Origin of the sequence: Pseudalkalibacillus sp. A8 (assembly GCF_045920555.1) — a bacterium.
In the GTDB taxonomy this organism is placed as follows: domain Bacteria; phylum Bacillota; class Bacilli; order Bacillales; family Fictibacillaceae; genus Pseudalkalibacillus.
In genome coordinates this window covers 2,502,414-2,526,160 of the sequence record NZ_CP174509.1, presented here as the reverse complement: position 1 = coordinate 2,526,160, position 23,747 = coordinate 2,502,414, and the positions used below count along the sequence as shown (strand labels likewise).

The window sequence follows — 23,747 nt, the reverse complement described above, 5'->3', positions numbered from 1 at the left end:
TGTGTGTTTTTCGCGGAAAGGATACTGTATGGATAATTTTCCGTATGGGATCATTCTTTGACCATATGAAGGATAAACTGGATACATCCAGTGGTAAGAACTGTAGGAGAATTAAAAAGAAAGTAGAAGATTTTATGGACTAATACAATTCCTCAGGTATCGTTGGATTACAAAAGATAACCCCAGAACAATGGTATTATTCCCTTCTATTAGACTGTAGAAAAAATTTGCGGAGGGGATTTTTATGGTGTTAACATAAGAACCTTTACTATTGATTTTATAATGAAGTTAAATATGATGATAGTACAAGTCATCCTCTGAACCTTTAAAGAAAATACAAATTAATTCATTTTTTTCATCATAGAAAACAATCAAGTAATCATCCTTAGAATCTATGATGCATTTTCCTGAATTTAATGCAGGATAATTATATATTTTCACCTCATTATATGAAAAGTTTTCTTCAATCCATTTTAAAACTTCTTTTTCGGGATTCATCTTTGAGACCTCTTTTTCGGGAATCATCGTATAACCTCATTTTCAAGACATAGGATTACAAGTTTCATTCCCAATTTAATAATAATTTAAACTAATTAATCAAATTGTTGGTTTTATAAAAATTGGTAAAACTTTTGTTATAAATCAGCTACCAATATTAGATAAATAGATAGGTTATTTAAGTTTATAAAAAACCTAATTCTAACCTTATTGATTATCAAGAAATTATTATTGGGGTAGTCCAATCATAAGACATATTTCCTTCAATTATGCACTTCAGCATCTTTCATTATTTGTGTTTTTCATACTACTATTCATCTTCCCCCAGAATAAAAAGGTTGACCGATTTCTCAGTATCTTCGGATTGCATCTATACTTGTTAGTTCTTTTTTCTAGTTCATTCCCTCCAGAACTAACAACAACTTTTCTGCAAATAAAAAGAGCCCATTAAAGGGGCGGGTTCCGTTTTGAGGTACAAAATTGCAATTCGCAGTCAAAATCGCAAGGCGAATCGAAGAAATTTCACAGACAGTTTCGCAAAGGAATCCACAAGAAAAAGAGCTCGTTTTTGAGCTCTTTTTTTTACGTCAATATAGACAAAGGGCTTGTTCCATTAAATCCCCCCTTTTCTTTCTGTAGTGCTTAAGAATTTTAATATGGGAAAATGTACGAAAATCATAGGTTTCTATGCATGAATAATACCAGAATTAAATTAGCATGAGGTCGACTAAGCTTCTTACCGAAGAACCGTGCATTCATGCACGGTTTGACGCATTGATGCGTATCTGAGAGCTTATTTTATCCTAAAGCCATTAGAACGCTCAAAAGGGAAAAGCATGCATAAAAATCACTTAAACAACGCTTTAGTATACTAAATAAGCACTACACTACATTGAATAACGAACACATTCTAATACTTCTGAATTGGCCCGTTTGTTGAACATCAATTTTCTAATCTTGGTTCATTTTCTATTATTTGATCTATATTCTTTAGGTGAACTATTGGTAACCTTTTTGAATGCCTTGTAAAAGCTTGATAGCGTTTCATATCCTACCTTATAGGCTATTTCTGTGCTTTTTAAAGAGGTCGTTGATAACAGGATCATCGACTTGTATATTCTAATTTTCTCTAAGTGCATATGAGGAGTTAATCCGGTTTTGTTCCTAAACATACGATTTAAATAAAATGGACTTACTCCCACTTTTTTTGCTAAATTTTTTAATTGTATTTTTTGATCATAGTTCTGATAAATAATATCAAGTAAATTTTCAACAATCTCTTTTTGTGGATCATAGTCCTTTGATGGAACATTAGGTCTACACCTTTTACACGGTCGAAATCCACTACTTAAAGCATCATTGGCGTTTTCAAAAAATACAATGTTTTCGAATTTCGGTGCTTTAGATTTACATGAAGGGCGACAAAATATACCAGTAGTTTTTACTGCATAGAAAAAAGTACCATCATAGTTTGCATCACACTCTATTGTGGCTTCCAGCATTTTTTCGGTCGTAAGTTTTTTTTGTGTCTCCATCAAGGGTTAACCTTCCTTTTCGGGACAAAATTTGTTTTTTCAGAAGCATGTATCCTGTATATAAGCCTATAATAATGATAGGAACAAAAATATAAAGTTTAAAAAACGGTAGCACTAGTACACATAGGATTAAAGCAATGATTGAACAAATCCAAGGAACTGATCCTTTTTTAAGTAATTTTATTCCTGAAGCCATTGATAAAATGTAAACAAGAATACCGAGTGAAGTAGGAATAAACAAAATGTCATTGAATGTCATTGATAAAAGCGATGTAGTAATAACACCAGCTGTAGCAAAGAAAATTACAAAAATAATCATCCGCCTTGGAATCTGAGTGGTCGAGTGTAACTGGGATAACTTTTTCGGGAAAGCTCCATCTCTGCCTAATGAAAATCCTAGTTGTGAAAGACTCGCAACAAATGCATTAGAAGTACCTGTACAAATAAGGAAAGCTAAAACCGCTGTTATCACCTTCGCGCCCATTCCCAATTCATTTCCAATTATAACGCCGATTGGGGATAGATTGCCTTCTACGAATCCATATGTTTCTGTTCCAATGGTAACAATACTTAAGGCTATGAATAGTACTCCAATGATAATCGCACTGACAATGGTGCTATTCACAATATCCTTCTCTAGCTTTTTAAAATTATTGGCAAGGTTACATATTGCCTCCCATCCAAAAAAAGCCCAAAAAATTACGGTTATTGCTGTCCCAATTGAAGTCCAGCCATTTGGAACAAATGGAGTGAAATTTACCAATTGGATTTTGGGTAAGGAAACAATCACCGTTATAAGTAATAAACCTAGTAGACAAGAGCTGAGAATCACTGCTACCTTACCACTAACTTCAACACCAGAATAATTTGATATCCCGCCAATTAAAAGGATCAGAATCGCTATGAATGTGTTTTCTAAACCAGACAACCCGAATGCATCGCTTATATAAAAAGCACCTGTTAAAGACACAATTGTCTGTCCAACAGCAGCAGTAACAAAATAAGACCATCCCACAATATTCCCCATATGATAGCCAAATGACTTTCTTACAAAGGTTGCTGCTCCTCCTGCATCAGGAAATTCACGTGCTAGACAAGCAAATGAATAAGCCAGCGGAAAACTGATAATGATTACAATCAACCAGGATAATAATGACGCAGGTCCTGCTATAAAAGCTGTAACACCAGACAAAAAAAGGACCCCTGAACCTAATATAGCAGCAACATACAAGGCAACCGCTTCATATAATCCGATTGTTTTTTTCTCCATTTGATCACCAACTTTCACCACCATTCTATCAAGTTAATATTGTTACTTTCATTTCTTATCTTGCTGTTTAATTCTTTAGTACAGTAATAATAAATTTAAAAGGTGCACTTTAACGATAAAGTGCACCGATTTTTTCACACTAAAAAATGGATTAATCGATCAGCATTTCCACAGTGTCTGTATATCTCGCTGCCCAGTCAGAGAATGGAAGATTCTCATCCCACGTAACCTTCCCTATTGCCTTTGCACATCCCCAATCTAAGAGTCTTTGGTGGAGCATATGTACTTGTAATCTTTGTTTGTATTCTTCTTTTTCCACTGATCCATCCAAATAATGAGATAATAAATGCTTTGCTACCTCTGTTTTATCCTTATCAATATATATTGTTATCATCTTGATCAAATCGGAAATCGGATCACCAAAATAAGCGTTGGTAAAATCGAATACCCCACTTATATGAAGATCATTAGATTCACCGAATACTAAAAAGTTTCCTGGTTTGAAATCTCCCATTTACAAAGGTTGGTGAAGATAGACTTTCAAATGCACATATAGCGTTTTCCAATATAACTTCAACCCATTCAACATCTTCAGTAGTTATTCGGGAGTACTTTTTGGCATCATTAAGCCAATACCTAATCCTATTATAAAGCCAAGTAGCATATGATCCTTCAAAAGGACGTATAGTTAAATCCTTAGTATCTAGATCTCCATATTGACTTACTTTCCAACTATGAAACTCAAGTAGGGTCTCAGCAATCAATCCAGCTATTTTAAACTTGTCTTGTCGATTTAAATTACTTGATAGTCGCTTTGAATTTAAATGTTCTCCTGGTAGGCAAGGCATTAATGAATAACTCCAGCCAAAAATATCATCTGAATCATCTAAAAGATAAGGAATAGGGACGTTAACATTTGTCCGTTTATGTAATTCTTCTACAAAAAACTTTTCTTCTATCAATTGTCCAGGGTACAAAGGATTTCCTTTGAAGACGAACTCTCCTTCAGTTGATAAAACAAATCTTGTTTGTTTCATTACACCCTGTTCTGTACTTCTTGAAGAGATAAGCTTTCCTAAATTAAATTTATCTAGCATTTCCTGTAATTGATCATCGGTTATTACGCCTGATTTGTTAGATGAAAAGATGATTTTTGAAGTCAATTAAATCCTCTCCCTATTATTAATTGACGAAACAAATACCTTCTTCAACAACTCCCGTTAATAGTCCTACCAGAATAATACAAATAAGGACGATTAAATTATCGCCCACGATCGGAATAACACTTTATCTATTTATATGAATTCCTTTTAAATAATAACGACAGGTTTGTTTGTCTTTAATGTGTTTTTGTAAAGTAAAGACCTCTGCTTCTCTAAACTGTTTCTTACATTTAGTTGAACACAAACACAGTAATAACTCTCATAGAAAAATAAAGGCTTAGGGTTATTTTTGACTCTTAAGAATGGCATTAATGGCTTGATTTCCAGGCATTTGTGGTCCCGTTTCAGATCTGATAAGCCCACTCTCAGATCTAGAAAATAATGCTTGGAGGACAATATTCTTTTCTTCTCCGCTTATACCTGTGTCTTTTTCCTCAAGTAAGGCTAAATAAACATAAGTTAAATGATGCCTTTCTGATGCATCATTTGATAAGTGATAATTGGAAGTCGATAGCTTAATAAATAAGTTCACAAGGAGAAAGCAGATTGAGATAATTACTGTAAGAATGACAGTAAACTTTACGGAACTGAGACTTAAGTTATTATCTGTCTGGGCAAATATCAATATTGCAGACAATATAGCGATAAACCCTATCCCCACTCCCAAAGCCCAACTTTTCCATCTGTCCCCTTTCTTCTCTACTCTGTTGCAGCTGTTTTCCAATAGTCTGCCGGTTTCCGTAACTTTAATTGTTCTTTGTATGTATCTTCTAATTGCTTAAAAGTATTTTCCTTTTCATTTATTAATTCATCTAAACGATCAGAATAAGCCGATCGTTCTTTATTGATTTCATCGCTTAACCCATTGAACTCATTTTCAAAAGTATTTTTATTCTCATTAGTACTAGCAATAAATTCTCTGTAATTCTCATTTAAAGATGAAACCAAATCATTAATGTTTTCTTTAAGATTTTGATATACCTCATGGTCCATTTCAGGATAATGGAGTTTATTCGCGATCGTGAGTCCTGCTAGAAATTCATTATTCTGCAAATCGTTTTGGTTATAATTAAGATGTGAATTATGGCTTTTATCAAAAAAACCTTTAACAAATCCATTTAATAAGTTGATATTGTATTTAAGGCTCAGTTCTTTTATAAGTACACCCGCTTCACTAGAAGAATAAACTACAGGAAATTTTTCTGAAGCTAGATGATCCATTATATTACTGATTTTATTAATTGCATCATTATAGGCATTTTCATTTGTTTTACTTATATTCTTTGTACTTTCCAATGTATTTCGAAAGTTTTCAAAAGTACTCTTGGTCATTACAATGGGTGCATGTTGTGGTTGACGTAAATTAGCAGATAGATTGTTAACTACTTCTGTCCAGAAATCTACCTCATTATTAATAAAGGCAAGCAAACGATCTATACTGGAATAAGTCCCAATATTTTCACTCGGATACTTTCTAAATTGGAACTCCCTCGATTTAAAAAACTCTTTAATATCATTTGAAAATTGCCGTTCTTGTACTTTAGTTTCACTCATACTTTCCCCTCCCCATTACCATAATACCAAAATATTGTATATTATTTTAATAGCAAAAAAGGACCACCTATTGGTGGTGGTAATTAGTTCCGATAACGTGGGATGGGGTTCATTCTGTGTATTTTTTATTATATACTTCAACTTGATATCAACCCCCCTGTTCCTTCTTCCTGAATACTGCCATCTCTTTTAGTATATATGGATCTAGTTGCTTATTCAGCAAGTGCCCCCTCGTATGGAGAACAAATATTTAATAATTAGTGGTATGACCTTAACCAAAACAAACCAATAAAGGCTCCGATTATATTTAAAATAATGTCATCGATATCACATACACCCAACTGAGTTATATATTGTATAACTTCAAAAAAAACTTATAATTATAATATTTCTTCATATGTTGGGATTGCAGAAATAGCCCCTATTTTTGTACATACCTTCGCCCCAACTTTATTGCTAAACGTAGTTATTTCTTTGATCTGTTCTAAATCCCTGATAAATTGATCAAGTTTTTCTTCGTGTGCTAACTTATAAAGCATAGCACCAACAAAGGCATCTCCAGCACCAGTTGAATCTATTGATTCTACTTCTATGCTGGGGATAGTTTCTTGCTGAAAGCCATTCGATATCAATGTTCCGTGTTTTCCTAATGTTACCGCTACTAAACCCACTCCCAGTTGATGGAGTGCTGTTACACCTTTGGTTAATTTACTCATCCCTGTTATTATTCTAAGCTCTTCCTCACTGACTTTAACGAAATCAGCCATAGAAATTCCTAGATGAGCGAGCTCTACAAAATCTGATTCTCTATTTTTCCAAAGATCCGAACGATAATTTGGGTCGAAAGAAGTAAAACGTCCATCTTTTTTTGACTGCCTCATCATATCTAAATATGTGGATTGAAAGGGATCTTCCAATAGAGCTGTAGCAGAGCCAAAATGAAGAATACGTGCGTTTTTCAACTTGTTTTGATTCATTTCTTCTTTAGTTAAAAAAGCATCTGCCCCTCGTTTGAATACAAAATCCCTTTCGCCATTTTCTTTCAATGATACAAAAGCTAATGTAGTTCGGTTCTTATTATCAAATATAATCATAGAGGTATCTATTTTTAATTCAGCGAGTGTGTTTTTCAAAAAAAGACCAAAAGGGTCATCTCCAACTTTCCCACTGAATGCAGCAGTGCCCCCTAACTTTACAATGGTTGCACATACGTTGGCAGGTGCCCCTCCTGCCTGTTTTTCGAAGGTTGTCCCCTTGACTAGGTCGGTTCCGACATTTGTACAAAAGAAGTCGATTAACAATTCCCCTATACATATGACTGAGGCGTTTGAGTTCATTTATCTGCCTCCTTATTTACTATATTTTACTTGAGCGGGGTGGATATATAGCTATTTGTAAACCTGACTTTTCCATTGGAAGAGTAAACGGAAATAGCTTCACAAGCTTGATCAGGGTAGATTAAGCTTGTTAGAGCATATTCCCCTCTATTGATAAACAGTTCAATAGAGGAAGAGTCTAATACCATACGCAATTGTATTTCGTCAGTATTTTCCAGCGCCACCATCTGGTCATGGGAAAAATTATCCGAGAAATCAACAATCCCTGATTTACTACGATCTAATTTCAAAATCTTCTCTATAGAGTCGATGTCAATGGTCGTCATATGTTCTTTCGTATGATGCAGGATAAGACTAAATTGATTTGCATCCAGCATTTCAATATTCAGTACCACTTCTATATAAGGTTTATTAACCTGATATGTTTTCAATCCATCTTCATTTTCAATTATGCCGTTGATTTCTATTTCTTTGGATAAAAAGTATTCGAGTTCCTTTACTGGATGTTGAATGAGTTTACAGACATCTCCACTTTTTCGAAGAGAAAGTTGCCTGGGCAGCGTCATTTGACTTCTCCACCCTTCTGTTGGAACTTGATTCGCATAGCGCCAATTACTCATCCATCCAATGTAAATACGTCTTCCATCTTCTTTAGGAATGTCAGAAAAACTAACCCCTGCATAATTGTCTTTTCCAAAATCCAGCCAATTAATTGACTCATTCTCTGCAATAAATGTAGAACCATTAAAAGAACCTATAAAGTATTGTGTTTGAGAACCTATATCATATTGAGTGTTGTCTCCAACACTCACAATCAATACCCATCTTTGTTCATTACTGTTTTCTACTTTTAATGGAAATAGATCCGGACATTCCCATACCCCATCATGAACACCGATATTATTTCCAAACTCACTTTCAAACTGCCAATCTATCAAATTCGGTGAAGAATAAAAAGAGATAGTCTGACCAGTAGCTACAACCATTATCCACTTATCTGCTTCTTCATACCAAAATACCTTAGGATCCCTGAAATCTATTTTTGTGTCATTTATAAGTACTGGATTCCCTTCATACTTCGTCCATGTTCTCCCTTGGTCGTGGCTAAAAGCTAAACTTTGGGTTTGAACTGGCGGTAGTTCTTCGCCATTCTCAAGATGATGTGTAAAAATAGCTACTACCCCCGGTTCATCTGGAAAAAAACCGGTTGTATTATTCCAATCTACAATTGCACTCCCAGAGAAAATCATTCCAAATTCATCTGGATATAAGGCTATATCAAGTTCTTCCCATTTAATCATATTTTTACTGACTGCGTGGCCCCAATGCATTGGACCCCATACACTGTCATTTGGGTGATATTGAAAAAATAAATGATACTCTCCTTTGAAATAAACTAACCCATTCGGATCGTTCATCCAATTTCTTTTTGGTGCAAAGTGTAGATGTGGTCTGTATTTCTTTAAATTATTAGTTGTCATATTTAGGGTCCTCCATTTGTATGAAACATATCTAGATGTTATATTCTTCTTTTTTCCTCATATACATTGAAATCAATGGTTTCATAAGATAACTACAATAGCTTCCTAAACTCATTATTGTTATTTAATTCCTGTTCCTGATCCCCCTAATCCCTGAAGCAAGTATTTCTGAGCCACGATATAAACGATAATCAATGGTATTGTGGATAGAGTAAGAATCGCCATAACCTGATTAGTGTAAACAGGTGGAGTTGAATTGATGTTGGTAATAGCTACTTGGAGTGGAAACTTTTCCGTATCTGTTAAAACCATCAAAGGCCATAAGTAATCATTCCAACTGGCAATGAAAGATAACGTTCCAACCGTCGCAATAGCGGGTTTTGACATTGGGAGAATTATACGCCAAAAGATTATCCAGTAGTTTGCGCCATCTAATTTGACTGATTCTATGACTTCTTCTGGTACTGCCTTGAAGAAGTTTCTAAACAAATAGATATAGAGCATATTTGCAATCATGGGAAGTACAACTGCCAATCTGGTGTTTACAATCCCTAAGTCATAAGCGACTGTAAACTGAGTAATAATCAATGTTTCAACTGGAACAATCAATAAAGTTATTAGCAAACCAAATAATAACTTTTTGCCTACAAAATTAAATTTTGCAAAGGCATATCCAGCCATAGCGTTTACAATAATAGAGCCAATTGTTACCACTACAGCGTATATGAGGCTGTTTAACACATATTTCAGGACATTGAATCTTGAGAATAATTTTTGATAGGTTTCAAACCATTCTGAAAGATTCATAGCTGGGAGAAGAGATTGAATACTTCCCATATCCATATAAATATCAGCTTCGGGCTTCATAGAAGAAGCAATCATCCAAATCATTGGAAAGATAAAAATACTAGCTAAAAAAATCAAAAATAGATATTCCGCGATTTTCTTTATTGATTTTTTCATTATTACGCTTCCTCCCTCGATAATTTACTTTGAATCAAGGTTACAATCCCAATCACGATTCCAAAAACAACAGTCATAGCACTTGCGTATCCAATCAGCCGATCCGAAAATCCGGATTGATAAATATAATAGACCGGAGTCATAGTAGAATTCATCGGTCCACCTTGGGTCATGACCATTGGTTGAATGATCAATTTAAAAGCGGCAATAAAAGTTGTAATAAGAATTAAAATAGATGTGGGTTTCAACAAGGGAAGCGTAATATGAATAAAATTCTGCCATTTATTCGCACCATCAATTTTACTGGCTTCATACACACTTGAAGGTATGTTTTGTAAACCAGCAAGAAAAATTAACATTTGATACCCCGCACCTTGCCATGCGGACACGAAAACAATCGTATATATAGCTTGATCTGGACTTTTTAAAAATGGCTGTGGATCAACCCCTACTTTTGCTAACAGGACATTGATTAAACCCTCAGATGGATTCAATAAATATAACCAAAGAACTGAAATGACGACTAGAGATAGCACAACTGGAGCAAAAAAGGCTACTTTAAAGAAGATGTTTCCTCTTCTTCGTTTATTAATTAATAAAGCCATTCCAAGTGCTGCACCTACTTGGACAGGTATGACACAGGCGACAAATATAATGATATTCTTTAGGCTTTGCATAAAGACTGTATCGTTAAATATTTGAATGAAATTTTCCAGACCAATAAACTGTTTATCGTCAGGAGTCAATAGATAATAGTCTGTAAACGCGTAATAAATAGCCATCAACGCAGGTAGGATAAAAAACAGACCCATTAATATTAAAGCTGGAGTTAAAAATGAGTAGGCAGAAAGATTTTCTTTTAAATTGAATTTCCTCATCTTGATGTCTCCTTTTAAAATTAATCCGACTTGGAAATATTCCAAGTCGGATTACCCTTCTTTTATTTTAGAGCTTTGTCAATTTGTGACGCCTTAGTATCCAGCAACTTTTGTATATCTTTATTTTTTTCGTAGTAAGTCAGATCACTGATCGTTTGTTGGAATGTCCTACTTACTTTTGGGTATTCAGGTAAAACTGGTCTAGCATGAGCGGTTTTAGAGTTTTGCTCGATAAGTATCTTCATTTGAGGGGATACTTCATCTTGCACTTCTTTGATTACGGATTTAGATGCTGGCAGTACACTATTTGCTAATGCTATTTCCTTAAGCGGTTCAGTGGATGTCATAAAATCGATCAAAGCCCCAGCTGCTTCCTTCTTATCTGTAGTAGATGACATCGCATATTGCCAGGATCCTGATGGTGAAACAAGTTTATTAGTATCAGGGGAGGTTGGATAAGGCATAACACCATATTCCACATCTGGATAACTGCTTTCCATTTCTGCAATAGTCCAAGAGCCTGTAAATTTCATAGGATATTTTCCAGTTTGAAACCCTTTTTCAACAGGAGTTTTTGTGGTAAACCCTTTTTCCACCATATCCTGGATGAAGGTCATGGTTTTTACACTGTTTTCATCATTGTAAACACCCGTTGCTTTCGTTTTATCTTCTGAAACGATTGATCCTCCCTGTGACCACAAAAACGGAGAAAATGCATACATTAACCACTCGCTTTGGTCATTCAAGCCCATATCAATTGCAGGTTGATCATACTTTTTAACAAGAATCTCACAAAGCTCCATGAATTGATTCCAATCCCATGGTTTATCAACTGTAGGTAAAGTAGATAAATCAATGCCCGCATCTTTTAACATTTGCTTATTATAAAAAATACCGACACTTGATTCTGAATATCCTACAGCATACAATTTGTCCTTATATGTCCCTTGTTGGATAATACTTGGTAATAAATCATCTTTATTGCTTATATATTTACCGATTGGAGCAATAATCCTAGCTTTTGCATATGCCGCAGTATTCGGTCCATCTAAAGTTAAGACGTCCGGTAAAGTATTTGTTGTCAATGCGGCGTTAACCTTATCCTCATACCCGCCGCCACTTCCACTCCTAGGAATAAACTCAATTTTGGCTGTATAGTTTCCATCATTTTGCTCATTGAATCGATCGATAATTTTTTGCATTGCTTCACCTTCAGCCGTTTCTTTAGAGGTATGCACCCAAATCGATACTTCATTGGGATCTCCAGATGCTTTTTCATTACTGCAGGCTGCACTTCCTAATACCATGGACGTACAAACAATCAAAAGCATAATTTTTTTCATATTTCTAATTCCTCCCTCTCGAAAATAAAAGTCTCTTAAGCGTCTTGTGTGTTGAAAAGCTAAAAAAAATAAATTTCTCAAAATTAAGAATATTAACATCGGTTATGTAACCGCCTATATTCAAGATGATATGTCAATGGGCTTAATATGTCAACCGGTTGACATAATTTTTTAAAAAATATATCCCTCCTGAAATATGAATGAAAGAAAGTGCTGTGGGTGATAACCCACTTACTTTCTTGTTGTCTCACTTTCGATTAATCTTACAGGTAAGATGGTTTCTGGATGAATGTCATCATCTTCCTTATTGATTTGATTCATTAGAATTTCCAAAGCCTTGGTTGCAATTTCCTTTATAGGTTGTTCGACTGTACTTAATTCCGGAAGTAATAATTTCGTTGTCTCCGTTCCGTCATAACCTATGATTTTGAGATTTTCCGGAATTTTAATATTCCTATTTTTAGCCTCTCTAATCACATGGGAAGCGATTATATCGTCACTCGCAAAAATACCTTCAACATTAGGATTCTCTTCAAATAATCGAGGAAAAATACTATTATCCAATACATATTCATAAGTAAGAGGTTTCAATTGATTAGCTTTCATTACATCTTCATACGCTTTCCTTCTCAAGTTTGCAGGAGTCTCTAAAGAAAGCGGTCCATTTATATGAATGATGTTTTTGCACCCTTTATCAATCAACAATTGGGTTGCCAGCTTTCCACCATCGTAATTATCACTTGAAACAACAGGAATCTTTTCTGATAAATAACGATCGATTCCCACAACAGGCAGCGTGGGGTCCTCATATTCTTTGATACCTTTATTATGTGCACCAGCGATTATCCCATCTACTTGATTTCTTTGAAGCATTTTCAAATAGCTCTTTTCTTTATCTTCTCTTCCTTGGCTATTACATAGTAACACCTTATATCCAAGAGACGCAGCAATATTCTCTAAATGAAAAATAAGCTGCCCATAAAAAGGATTATTAGTCGTAGGGAAAATCAAACCAATTAAGAAAGTTTTTTTTATGAAAAGTGATCTTGCGATTTCATTAGGATAATAATTTATTTGTTCCATTGCTCTGTACACTTTTTCTCTCGTTTTTTCACCGATGTACCCACGATTATTCAGTACTCTAGAAACAGTGGTTGGGGAAACACCAGCAACTTTGGCAACGTCTTCAATTTTCGGTTTCAAAGTAGAATTCTCCTTTATATTTTCTTTAATGTATCATTCAATAAATTCCAGTTAATTATTTTACCATATTCTTAACCAGAAGTGGGAAAGGATCATCTTGATGATAACAATATACCAGAAAAAAAGACCCCCATGATTCATTGCTCAGAATAGGTTGTTGATCAATGAAATCGGGAGCAGTTTACCCTGAACACAAGCCCAGTCTGTGTTAGAATCCTTTTTCAAGAAGCTACCTACTTTCATTCGGAACTCGGTCGAAGGTGAACAAGCAGATTAGCGATAGTGAAATACCACGTATCCTTTACACAACAATGGGTCCGAATGCTGATATATAATACTAATTATCTGCCCTCTAGAAGGAAAAAGAGGTATTTTTACTGAAGAAACCGATTCTTGAATAAACAATTAGCATATAATAGCTGGTACATTTGAACAAAAACAAGAACTATCTTATATATCCTCCATTATTCAAATCAAATGTTGCCCCTGTGTAATGCTTAGATTTATCTGATAATAAGAAGATAACTGTATCAGCAACATCTTTAGGCATTACAGGTGTATCGATGAGTTGGTGATTTAAATATTCCTCTTTTCTCCAATCAGGTATTGTACCCATCATCGCAGTATTAACCATGGTAGGCGCAACTGCATTAACACGGATGTAAGGCGAGAAATTCATTGCATTACTCTTAGTTAAACCAAGTATGGCAGCTTTTGATATCCCATAAATTGCATCTGAACTGCCTTCTATCCCTGACACTGAAGACATATTCACGACCACTCCCTTACGTTGGTTTTGAAGTAATTTCCTCCCGAACATTTGTGAGAAATAAACACATCCCTTAACGTTTATATCAAGGACTTTATCAATTTCGTCTACCTTATAATCAAGTATATTCTTTGCTAAATAAATCCCTGCATTATTTACTAAACTATCAACATCAGAATGTTCTGTTCTAACATATTCAAAAAACTTGGCAACCTCTTCATACTCACTTACATCTACCTGATATGTATGCAGAACATACTGGTCATCTGTTGACCGTTTTAACTCATGTAGGGAGGATTCATTAATATCACATGCAATTACTGAAGCTCCTTCAAGTAAACATTGTTTAACAATTTCTTTTCCAATTCCATAAGCCCCACCCGTTATTATTACTTTTCGATTTTTAAGCACTAATAAAATCCTCTCACTTTTTTTACTTCCTCATTTAAATTGTATCATGAGTGTTACCCATTTCTCATTTCAACTAACCCTCTGATTTAAAATTTGACGTGAAGATCGTTTAAGAACATAGACCTATTAAAAAAGAACACCTTCTTATAAAGGAAGTCGAGTAGAATGGAGCCTCTCTACCTTACGGTAAATTGAACTCCATCCCCTCCCAGAACCGTGCTTGCGCTATTGTCTGGATAGAATTCAGGCGCGCACACTAATTAAAGCTACGTTTCCTGAAGCCCCCCTGCGATCCCGGACGGTCGGATTTCCCGAGTCCGGTTCTGACCTTGGATATATAATAAATGAGCCTTCCCTTATTATCCTAGGATTAAATGGCGACACCCATGTTCCCCAATCAATAACAAGGTTTACTACATAATTAGCCATATTCGGGACAAATAACTGTTATTCTTAAGGCTCTGTGTCCTATTTCACATCCCATGGCATCCAAGTGCCCAGAGGTCCTTTGCTCAACTTTGGTGTTACCATTGTTGAAATATGTTTCTACATATTTAGAAAAGCATTACCTTTTCCTCTTAGCTACTACGACCTCATCCGTCAGTCCTAAATCCTCCTGTCAATTTCGGTGGTACCTTATATAACGGGTCTTTGCTGGTTGTTGTCGTCCCAGCTGGAAGTAGGACCTTCCCGTCGTTATCTCTGAAAATCTTTCCCTAGATGCTAGAGCCCATATCCCGGCTTCCCCTATAGTGCTTATAACCGTTTCTTCCTATAGGGCTTCGGCCTTCCCCAATGCATCAACAGGTCGGCGAATCGCAACATTCCCTTCAACAGCTTCTGAAGGGGGAGCCATTTCGAGACTGCAGTATTCGTTAAATCCTTCTGGCCTCTAGGTTTGCTTGCCGTACTGACTGTTCCTACCTTATATTCTCTGAGTAATATAGGCAGCTACGGCTTTTACGTCCGAGCAGAACGTGATTTGTTACCTCCTCACGCATCGGATATGCTAGTTGTCTGAATCGGTCAATTGACAACAGGAGGCTTTCACTCCATAAGATTTTCAGCCTTGACGGCTGCTCCAACGCACACGGCTCCTCCTAGTTATCGTTTACAGAATGTAGGTAATCTCTTTCCTTAAATCATATATATTCACTTTAATTCTTGGTGATGGCAGTGGATATTTATCAAGAAATAGGCTGAATTTATCCCATATAAAGGATTTCCTTTGACTTCTTCTATTGAGCCATTTAAACAGTAAGTTCTCGATTTTGTCTTTGAAGTTGCTAACATTTAGGATATTATCAGTGATGCAATAATAGTTGTAGTAACCTATAAGCGAGCGTCTACATCTATCCATGATCATATGAATATCTTTGTTCCTATTCTTCTTCAACCATTCTTTAGACTCTTTTAATTTACCTTGGACTTTCTTCCGACTGGATTTCCGTTTCACCCTAAATTTCCCTTGTTTACTTTTACTGCAATAGTGAGTAAAACCTAGAAAATCAAAGGTTGCTGGTTTACTATTCCCCTTTTGCTTTGCACTTTTCTCCGCAAACCGTCCGAAGGGAATAATTTTGGTTTTATCCTCGGCTATTTCCAAGTAAAATTTCTTTAATCTAAACTTTAATGATCGAAAGAATTCCTGGGCATCGCTCTGATATTGAAAACAGCACACAAAATCATCTGCATATCTTACTAAATATGCCTGTCCCTTACATTGCTTCTTGACCCTTTTCTCAAACCATAAATCAAGGACATAATGGAGATACACATTGGCTAATACCGGAGATATTACTCCACCTTGGAGACCTCCGAAAAAACGGAGTAAAAAAATAGGATTTTACATAAAATGGATGACGTGAAGCTCATAGGGCTTGAATGTTGGTTCAGTTGAGCGTTTTCAAGGCAAACATTCCTTTGCTTTCGATCTTTTTTGTTTATGAAGTGGTCAAACAGGCAGACTTCTCCCGTGATTGTTTTTGTCCAATGAGTTTACTCATCCTTTTTATGTTTGAGGCGATTGTGCTCATCAGTGAATGAATCCCGGTTCTTTCTGTACCGCGATACCGGCTACGCCGTAATCCATGATTTTTTACCTTGTCTGCATGGCGGCGTTCAATCAACCACCGATTTTGCCTTGCTTCTTTATATTGATCAGTCCGGTAGTGTTCTCGTCCTCTTTTCAAATCAAAAAAGTATTCACTGATAAATACATTTCGCACGCTTTTACTCTTTGTACATTGAGAACGCAATGGACAATCTCGGCACTGGGTTTTTGTGAATGTAAATTCGTATCCTTTTCTATTATCTCTCTTTTTTGTACGGTCTCTATACTTGGTACTGACTATTCCGTTTGGACAGGTTACCTGCATTTTATCTACATCAAATTCAAAGTCTTCGGGGCTAAATAGACCAGAATTATGTTGTTTCGTTTTCATCCAACTAATGTGAGCCTGGACATTGTTTTCGTGTAAAAACCGGAGGTTTTTTCCAAACCAATACCCTTTATCTGCAGATAACTCGGCAGGCAGCACATGATGTTTTTCTTGAAATTGGGTAACCAAGTCAACGAGCTGATCTCCATCTTCTGCATTGGCCGGGGTGACTTTCACCGCGGTGATAATTTCACTTTCTTCATCAATCATAATATGATCTTTGTACCCTTGTATTTTGCGCATATCGGATTTATGCCCGGTTCTCGCTTCTGGATCAACAACACTTATTATGCGATCTTTCGCCGTATCCTTACGATCTGAAATGATTTTTTTTAACATCGTAATAGCCGACGAATCTTGACTATCTGATGTTAGTAAGGGGTCTGCAAATTCCACAAGCTCTGTGGCAAGCTCTAAAACGTGAGGTAATTTTTCATCACGGGTTTTTCCTTTCAACTCTTCCCAAAGCTGTTTATAACGCTGTTGAAAATCGCTGGCTTTTGATTCATCGGTCATTTTTACTTCGCTAATTACTTTTTCCAAAGCTTGACGAACTAAAGTAAGCCATGTCGGAATGGCTACATCTGCAATAATATGGGTGGAATCAACGATAGCTCGTTTCGGTTGGGCTTCAATTAGACCCTGTTCAATACATTGGTCTACAAGACATTGAAAGATTTCATTGAACTTATCAAGTCCTACACGGTTTACACGAAAATAACTGATTGTCGTATCATCTGGTAATTCATCATCAAGGTTTAGCCCGAGAAACCAACGGTAAGCTAAATTGACACGAATGTGTTCAATAACTTGAGGGTCGGAGAGATTATATAGATACTCTAAAAGACAAATTTTAAACATAAATTCAGGCTCTTCTGCCGGCCTTCCACGATTATCAGAATATCGCTCCAAAAGCATTTCACGAATGAAAGAAAGATCCACTGTTTCATCGATTTGGCGTAATAAATGATCTTGCGGAACGGTTTTGTCATAATAATACTGGTCGAATGCTGAAAGTTGTTTAGAATTCGCCTTTCTAAGCACTGAAATCCCCCCTGAAAACTCCTTATAATATTATTATATACTACCGGGGGGTATTTTTGGGATCTTTTTTCGGAGGTCTGCCTTGCGGTGTGCCATTATCTGCTTTATATTTCTTCCCATCCTCCATGTATCCACCTTTAAGAAACCTACCCATTATTCTTAGTAGGTTGGGGTCAGTAATTCGCAGTTTTAAGAACTCCATCATCCATTTGTGGTCAACATTGTCAAAGAATCCTTTAATATCGACATCTACTACATAGTTTACTGACCTCTTTTCAATATAGAAGTTCAGTATTTTCAAAGCATCATGGCAACTACGGTTTGGGCGAAACCCAAAGGAACAGTCTAGAAAGTCATTTTCATAGATGGTATTCAGTATCTTCGTAATGCCTTTTTGAACAATCTTGTCCTCATGTTCCGGAATTCCTAGTGGTCTTTTCTTGTGTGAATTGAGCTTAGGAATATACATTCTTCTTACTGGAACAGGTCGATAGCTTTTACTTTTAAGCCTACTTACTAACTCCTCTATGTTTTCTTCTAAGTTTTCACTGTATTGCTCTTTAGTTGTGCCGTTAATCCCGGTTGCTTTCCTATTGGGTAGTTCATGATGACATTGAGCTAGTGCTAACTTATTTAGTAAATGTGCAAGAGATGTAAATTTCATTTTAGGATCAGACTTTGCTAATTCTGCTATCCTTAATAGTTTTGTTTCCATTTAGTATACCTACCTCTGTGTGTAGTAAATGTGTCCCTAGTAAGGGTGATAACTAGGTAGCAGCCTTTCCTCCATCGGCATTACCCAACTTCATCGGTACTACGCTGCTATCCGACTCCCTACATCGGCATTTGGTTTCCTTGCTTTTTATCGCTTGTACACCATACTCTTCTAAAAAAAGAAAAGACCGGTAGGGTCTCCCGAGTTGCCGTATCATATCAATGTATAACGTGCCAAGGTCTATGACTCCAGAGAGGCTTTACCCTTCTTGCCTTTATCGAAGGGTAAAATGTAGCTTTCTGCAGCGCATAAAGCATCAGCCCTCTCGATTTACAATCATTATGGAGCTCAATCCCTTCAACCAGTTGGCTTTCGGCCCGCTACCTCACTGTCCACGCTTAAAGACTAAAGTTACCTTTAGTCCTCCAAGACTCGCTACGAGCGAATGGCTAGTTCTTACTCGACGGGAATCCCACCCGTTATATGATACGACCTTGCTCGGCCGCACATGCGCCCTATTGTAGAATAAATGATGGAAAGTACCACAATTCTTTTTTTCCAATTCTGTATCTCTATAATATTCCCTTCGGGATCTTCTGCATAAACAACTGGACTCGTACTTTTTTTTCTAAAGCCACATATTTCTTTCCACCGCATTCGATTAACTTATTCAAAACTTCTTCAACGTTATCCACTACTAATGCAATATGTCCAAACCCTTGATAGCTAATATTTGATGGATGCCTATCAGGGGTTTCTTGGTAATATTGAAAAATCTCTATAGTTGGTCCTGCATCGTACCAACGACTTTTATATTGGAGATTGGCTGTAATCATTCAATTAACTCTTTACCTAAACTGCTGACGCAATGGTTTTTAACTTTATTTTTAAATTCGTGGTATTGTAATTTTTCAAAGGTCATATTATTCATTTTATCTTCCTCATTCCAAATAAAATAAGCCCGCTAAAGCCTTCTCTGCCTTCCAATTTAGACAACCTAACTGGACAGAAAGCTTCCGAGGGCATAACCTTGCCTTGTCACAAAACAAGGTCATATCTCGAACAGACATGAATAAATAAGACCTAAATAAATTAAGCATGACAGGATAGAATCCACTCTCAAAGCTTAATGTCTTACATTCTACGCTAAACGAATATATGGAAATGGAAGCATTCTGATAGCAGGTATTCAAAAATGTTAGAGTAACATGTTTGAAATAAGGCATTCTTAATAAACTGGCATTGACCAGAAAATAAGCACCTTATTCAACTAATAACAATTAGTTGATACCTACTACCGACATACTTCACCACACCTTTTTGTAATATGAGATCGATGTAGCATGGAAAAACGGTTTCGTCAAATAGCAGGAATTAAATGTTAAGACTGAGCCCTGTTGGAGGTAGCGCTAGGAAACCGCATTTACAACGTTAAGGAAATTCTAATATTAAAAAGCTCAATCTCTCAGTGATATAAATGAGAAATTGGGCTTAAATTATTCAACATTTGCGCCCGTTAATGGCATAATGCCCCTCGAGATAGGCTTTCCCAAGGGGCGATAGAAGTTCTTCCAACCTTCGTACCATTTTCGCAACGGTTGAATGGTCAACACCCAATGTCCGGCCGAGGCGGTTATGTGACTGACCATCCTGATCCCACAATTACATAATTAGAATTTCTTAGCCTGCGAACAATCCTATCTTACGAAGCATTTGTCCAGCCAATGCGTGGTGGGAACGTACCAAAGCAAAATGGCAACACTAACCGGATACTGATCTGCCGCACTCAATTCCTTATTTTCTTTGTTATCTGATGTATTTCTTGTCTGTTCATAAGATACCCTTTCTGTTGCTTAATAAAATCACACAACTATCGATTCATTATACATTAGCACCTTTTTCTTCTTAAACAAATGGATCCCATCCCGAATTTTTAACCCAGGTTGATAAATCAAGCAAATCGGGATGAACTTTTCGTAGTGAAGGAATGTCAGCTTGATACCCATCAGTTTCTAACCATTCAAACATTTTATTTTTCTGAAATTGTTCCCTGGCAGACTCCAAAACTTCACATGGCGTATCAAATACTTGACTAAACACTTTTGCCACTTCTGAAAGCGTCACTTCGTCCCCGGCAATTTCAATGGCCATTCCCTTGTATTTTTCCGGGTTGTTAAAGGCAATTGCAGCAAACGCCCCAATATCTTGCACCGAGATGATTTGTAATTTCGTATTCACATCCATAAATCCCTGTACCATCAATTTTTGTTCATGAGCTTGACTAAATCCTATAAAGTTTTCCATGAAACCAGTTGGACGGAGAATCGTAAAAGGTAAACCAATAGCACGTACATATTTCTCAACTTGCCACTTTGTTTCAAAATGGGGAACCCCACTATCTCTTTCAGCGCCGCCGGCCGAGCCATATACAAAATGTGAGACGCCGACCTGTTTGGCAACATCCGCTACTGTTTTCCCATGTTGGATCTCTTTTTCGGGATCCTTTGAATACAAAGGTTGAACACTATAAACACCGTAAACCCCCCGCATAGCTTCCAAGAGAGATTGCTGATTATCCATGTTCGCTTGAACGACTGTGGCGCCCTTTTTTTGCAGTTCTTGTGCAGCCGGTTGATCCGGGCGCCGCGAAACCGCGCGCACGGACCATCCATCAGCTAACAACTTCCTGGCAACTGCGCCTCCCTGTTTTCCCGTGGCACCCAACACTAAAATGGTTTTGTCTGAATTTGTCATGTAGAAATCCTCCTTGTATTTTGTCATCCCAGCCTTATTGTTCCTTTTTATGAAAATGATCTGTGGTCGAATTTTACCTCCCCCCTAAAACTTAGGAGTTCAAGGGCAAGTTTTGTTATTAATTTATTAATCCCTACTAAGAGATCTTCAATTTCAGAATAAGGAATGATTATCTGTTCCCTTCCGATAGCTTTCTATATAATGAGGCTCTTGACACATTTGTAATTTCATAAATTTGATTTACAGTCATACCCCTCCTTCTTTATATAGCTTTACTGCATAATTCATTCCTGCGTGATTTTTATGATATTTCTTTAATCGGCCCCTCTAGCAGGTTCTTTTACTTTCGGTTGTTCTAACTTTTTAGCAGTAGGTTTCAGAACGGACAAGCTCATTACGAGCAGGCTGATGAGACCGGTATAGCCTAATATGCCAATGCCGTCGTTCAAAGGGTTTTTATCGAAGAACAGGATATCTTTGAACGCCTCTACGCTGAAACGGAATGGAATCCAATCATACAGCCAGCTCTTTGTGATGTCTGGCAACATTTCAGGCGGCAGGGTCAAGACCGGCATCGAGAAGAAGAACAAGAGTATGAAAATCGGCGCTGCTGCATATCCAATCCAGTTCAAGAACGCTCCCTGAATGAAATAGAACATGAGACCGACGAAAAGCATTAGGATCAACATGCCGCCTTTGTCAGGGATTGTGACCCCCAGCACGTTGTTCGCCAACCAGAATACGAGACCCGTAATTCCGCTCACGAAAATGAATCCGCCAAGCAGTTGACTGACAAGAGACGTCCATCGTAAGCCGATCTTTTTAACCACTGTAAAAAGGATCATGGAACTGATGAACGTCGTCAGCCATATAATCTGGGTGAATACGGCTGGCGCGTTACCGTTTGCGGTATAACTTGGAACAGGGTTCAGTTTCTCCGTTTTTACATAGATGGGTTGTGCGAGCTGCTGGGCTTGTTCTAAACTTAACGGCATCTGACGCTCCGACACTTGCGTATATAAATTGGTTTGGACTTGTTGGTTCAACTTTGCGATGATTCCATTAGCCACTTGCTCTCCGATTGCGGCAGCTGGTTTGTTCAACCCCTCATTGATCAGAATCTCGACTTCAGCATTTTTCGGACTTGGACCTAATAGAGTAGGAATCTTTTGAGATAGATCGTTCGGAATGACGATAGACGCATAGAAGTTCTTGTCATTCATCTCATTGATTGCTTTTTCGCGACTTTCCAGAATGGTCCATTCCACACTCTCATTGTCATTCTGTTTGATTTGCTCTTCTAACATTTTACCGAAGTTCAACTGCTCTCCTGTTGGGGGTGTCACACCTTCATCTTCCACGACAAGTGCTAACGGCATGTCTTTTGGTGTTGGATTGACGGTGGAACCCATGAATGAAAATGTAAAAATGATGACAGCAATCAGTATTCCAGCGAACCCGCCCCAGAATAGCTCCTGCTTAAAGAAATTCATCCTATACATCCCCCTTAATAGACAAGTTTTTGATTAATTAACACTATGTTGTTTACAATGCCATTATAGAAGAATACAAGAAACATACAATAACCAATGTTTTACGATATGTATGATAAACGACACCTGATTTAAATTTGTTGCTTATTTGATAAAAGAGGGATGAAAAAATGGCTAAGAAAACAGACCTACGAGTAAAAAGGACGAGGAAACTCATTAACGAAGCATTCTTGAAGTTTATCCAAGAGAAGGGCTTTGACGCAATGACCATTCAAGAGATCGCAGATGAAGCGTTAATCAACCGCGCAACTTTCTATCTTCACTATGATGACAAGTATGACCTTCTGGAAAAAATGAGTTCTGATGTCATCCAGGAATTGATCAGCGTCATCAATCCGCCTTTCGACCAGGCAGATCAAGAAGTGAATATTGAGAGGTTAAAAGGCAGTGTCACCAATGTTTACCAATGTATACAAAAACATCAGATGTTCTATCAAGTCATGTTCGGTAAAAATGGAATCAATGGTTTCAGGAACAATTTAGAAGAAGTGATTCGTGATAAGTTCGACAGGCACATAAAAGAAGTCGTGAAGGATCCAACCCAATTCCAAATCCCGAAAGATCTCCTTCTCCATTTCATCAGCGCTGCCTTCGTAGCTGTCATCCAATGGTGGTTAAACCAAGAGGAGAAGCCTACACCTGAAGAGATGGCCAACCAGCTCTCCAAACTCATCACCCAAGGACCAATACAAACTGCCGGCTTCAAAATCGAATGATAGTATTTTTAAGAAAGAGTCAGGTATCGTTTCAGAAGCATTGATAATCGTACAATCCTAAAAGGTGCCTAACACTTTCGCTGTTATGGTAAAATGAGGTAAAAGATGGGAAATGGGGT

Annotated in this window: 19 protein-coding genes and 3 pseudogenes; 1 reads left to right on the top strand and 21 read right to left on the bottom strand. The window is 37.0% G+C overall.

Going from position 1 to position 23,747, the window contains the following annotated elements; translation table 11 throughout:
- Window positions 1–288 precede the first annotated feature (288 nt).
- The 21 genes and pseudogenes from ACJROX_RS13080 to ACJROX_RS12980 all read right to left on the bottom strand — a co-directional run bounded on the left by ACJROX_RS13080 (window position 289) and on the right by ACJROX_RS12980 (window position 22,852).
- Entirely contained in the window at window positions 289–525 is a 237-nt protein-coding gene (locus ACJROX_RS13080; protein WP_408011169.1) for a hypothetical protein, read from the bottom strand.
- A 935-nt stretch (window positions 526–1,460) separates the two neighbouring features.
- Complete coding sequence (locus ACJROX_RS13075; protein ID WP_408011168.1) at window positions 1,461–2,033, bottom strand: bifunctional transcriptional activator/DNA repair enzyme AdaA; 573 nt, start codon at window positions 2,031–2,033, stop codon at window positions 1,461–1,463.
- Window positions 1,975–3,303: an APC family permease gene (locus ACJROX_RS13070; RefSeq protein WP_408011167.1), complete on the bottom strand. Its 1,329-nt coding sequence runs from the start codon at window positions 3,301–3,303 to the stop codon at window positions 1,975–1,977. Before ACJROX_RS13070 ends, ACJROX_RS13075 begins: the two co-directional genes overlap by 59 nt.
- Before the next feature lie 151 nt (window positions 3,304–3,454).
- Window positions 3,455–3,817 carry a phosphotransferase gene (locus ACJROX_RS13065; protein ID WP_408011166.1) on the bottom strand — a complete coding sequence of 121 codons (363 nt, stop codon included), beginning with the start codon at window positions 3,815–3,817 and terminating at the stop codon, window positions 3,455–3,457.
- Window positions 3,777–4,466, bottom strand: coding sequence for a phosphotransferase (locus ACJROX_RS13060; protein ID WP_408011165.1), 690 nt, complete (start codon window positions 4,464–4,466; stop codon window positions 3,777–3,779). Before ACJROX_RS13060 ends, ACJROX_RS13065 begins: the two co-directional genes overlap by 41 nt.
- 283 nt (window positions 4,467–4,749) lie before the next feature.
- Window positions 4,750–5,459: pseudogene (locus ACJROX_RS13055) on the bottom strand (DUF6161 domain-containing protein).
- Window positions 5,460–6,277: 818 nt separating this feature from the next.
- A pseudogene (locus tag ACJROX_RS13050) lies at window positions 6,278–6,382 on the bottom strand (VanZ family protein); the annotation flags it as partial.
- Between the two features lie 18 nt (window positions 6,383–6,400).
- On the bottom strand, window positions 6,401–7,357 hold the full coding sequence (locus tag ACJROX_RS13045) for a carbohydrate kinase family protein (protein ID WP_408011164.1): 957 nt from the start codon (window positions 7,355–7,357) through the stop codon (window positions 6,401–6,403).
- 26 nt (window positions 7,358–7,383) lie between these two features.
- Window positions 7,384–8,838: a glycoside hydrolase family 32 protein gene (locus ACJROX_RS13040; protein WP_408011163.1), complete on the bottom strand. Its 1,455-nt coding sequence runs from the start codon at window positions 8,836–8,838 to the stop codon at window positions 7,384–7,386.
- 120 nt (window positions 8,839–8,958) lie between these two features.
- Complete coding sequence (locus ACJROX_RS13035; protein WP_408011162.1) at window positions 8,959–9,801, bottom strand: carbohydrate ABC transporter permease; 843 nt, start codon at window positions 9,799–9,801, stop codon at window positions 8,959–8,961.
- Window positions 9,802–9,803: 2 nt separating this feature from the next.
- The gene (locus ACJROX_RS13030) at window positions 9,804–10,679 is read right to left on the bottom strand and encodes a carbohydrate ABC transporter permease (protein ID WP_221568232.1); all 876 of its coding nucleotides are present in this window, start codon (window positions 10,677–10,679) and stop codon (window positions 9,804–9,806) included.
- Window positions 10,680–10,741: 62 nt separating this feature from the next.
- A complete protein-coding gene (locus tag ACJROX_RS13025) occupies window positions 10,742–12,022 on the bottom strand; it encodes an ABC transporter substrate-binding protein (RefSeq protein ID WP_408011161.1) in 1,281 nt (426 codons plus the stop codon).
- 231 nt (window positions 12,023–12,253) lie between these two features.
- The gene (locus tag ACJROX_RS13020) at window positions 12,254–13,225 is read right to left on the bottom strand and encodes a LacI family DNA-binding transcriptional regulator (RefSeq protein WP_221568234.1); all 972 of its coding nucleotides are present in this window, start codon (window positions 13,223–13,225) and stop codon (window positions 12,254–12,256) included.
- A gap of 445 nt (window positions 13,226–13,670) precedes the next feature.
- On the bottom strand, window positions 13,671–14,405 hold the full coding sequence (locus tag ACJROX_RS13015) for an SDR family NAD(P)-dependent oxidoreductase (protein WP_408011160.1): 735 nt from the start codon (window positions 14,403–14,405) through the stop codon (window positions 13,671–13,673).
- Between the two features lie 1,111 nt (window positions 14,406–15,516).
- The gene (locus ACJROX_RS13010) at window positions 15,517–16,203 is read right to left on the bottom strand and encodes a reverse transcriptase domain-containing protein (protein WP_408011550.1); all 687 of its coding nucleotides are present in this window, start codon (window positions 16,201–16,203) and stop codon (window positions 15,517–15,519) included.
- Window positions 16,204–16,348: 145 nt separating this feature from the next.
- Window positions 16,349–17,890, bottom strand: coding sequence for an IS1182 family transposase (locus tag ACJROX_RS13005; RefSeq protein ID WP_408008337.1), 1,542 nt, complete (start codon window positions 17,888–17,890; stop codon window positions 16,349–16,351).
- Window positions 17,891–17,930: 40 nt separating this feature from the next.
- Window positions 17,931–18,605, bottom strand: coding sequence for a reverse transcriptase domain-containing protein (locus tag ACJROX_RS13000; protein WP_408008979.1), 675 nt, complete (start codon window positions 18,603–18,605; stop codon window positions 17,931–17,933).
- 572 nt (window positions 18,606–19,177) lie between these two features.
- Window positions 19,178–19,441: a VOC family protein gene (locus tag ACJROX_RS12995; protein ID WP_408011159.1), complete on the bottom strand. Its 264-nt coding sequence runs from the start codon at window positions 19,439–19,441 to the stop codon at window positions 19,178–19,180.
- A 1,069-nt stretch (window positions 19,442–20,510) separates the two neighbouring features.
- Entirely contained in the window at window positions 20,511–21,359 is an 849-nt protein-coding gene (locus ACJROX_RS12990; RefSeq protein WP_408011158.1) for an NmrA/HSCARG family protein, read from the bottom strand.
- Between the two features lie 169 nt (window positions 21,360–21,528).
- A pseudogene (locus ACJROX_RS12985) lies at window positions 21,529–21,686 on the bottom strand (helix-turn-helix domain-containing protein); the annotation flags it as partial.
- Window positions 21,674–22,852, bottom strand: coding sequence for an ABC transporter permease (locus ACJROX_RS12980; RefSeq protein WP_408011157.1), 1,179 nt, complete (start codon window positions 22,850–22,852; stop codon window positions 21,674–21,676). The pseudogene ACJROX_RS12985 and the gene ACJROX_RS12980, both read right to left, overlap by 13 nt.
- A 170-nt stretch (window positions 22,853–23,022) precedes the next feature.
- Here ACJROX_RS12980 and ACJROX_RS12975 point away from each other — a divergent pair, with 170 nt between their 5' ends.
- A complete protein-coding gene (locus ACJROX_RS12975; protein ID WP_153789963.1) occupies window positions 23,023–23,628 on the top strand; it encodes a TetR/AcrR family transcriptional regulator in 606 nt (201 codons plus the stop codon).
- The last annotated feature ends 119 nt before the right edge of the window (window positions 23,629–23,747 follow it).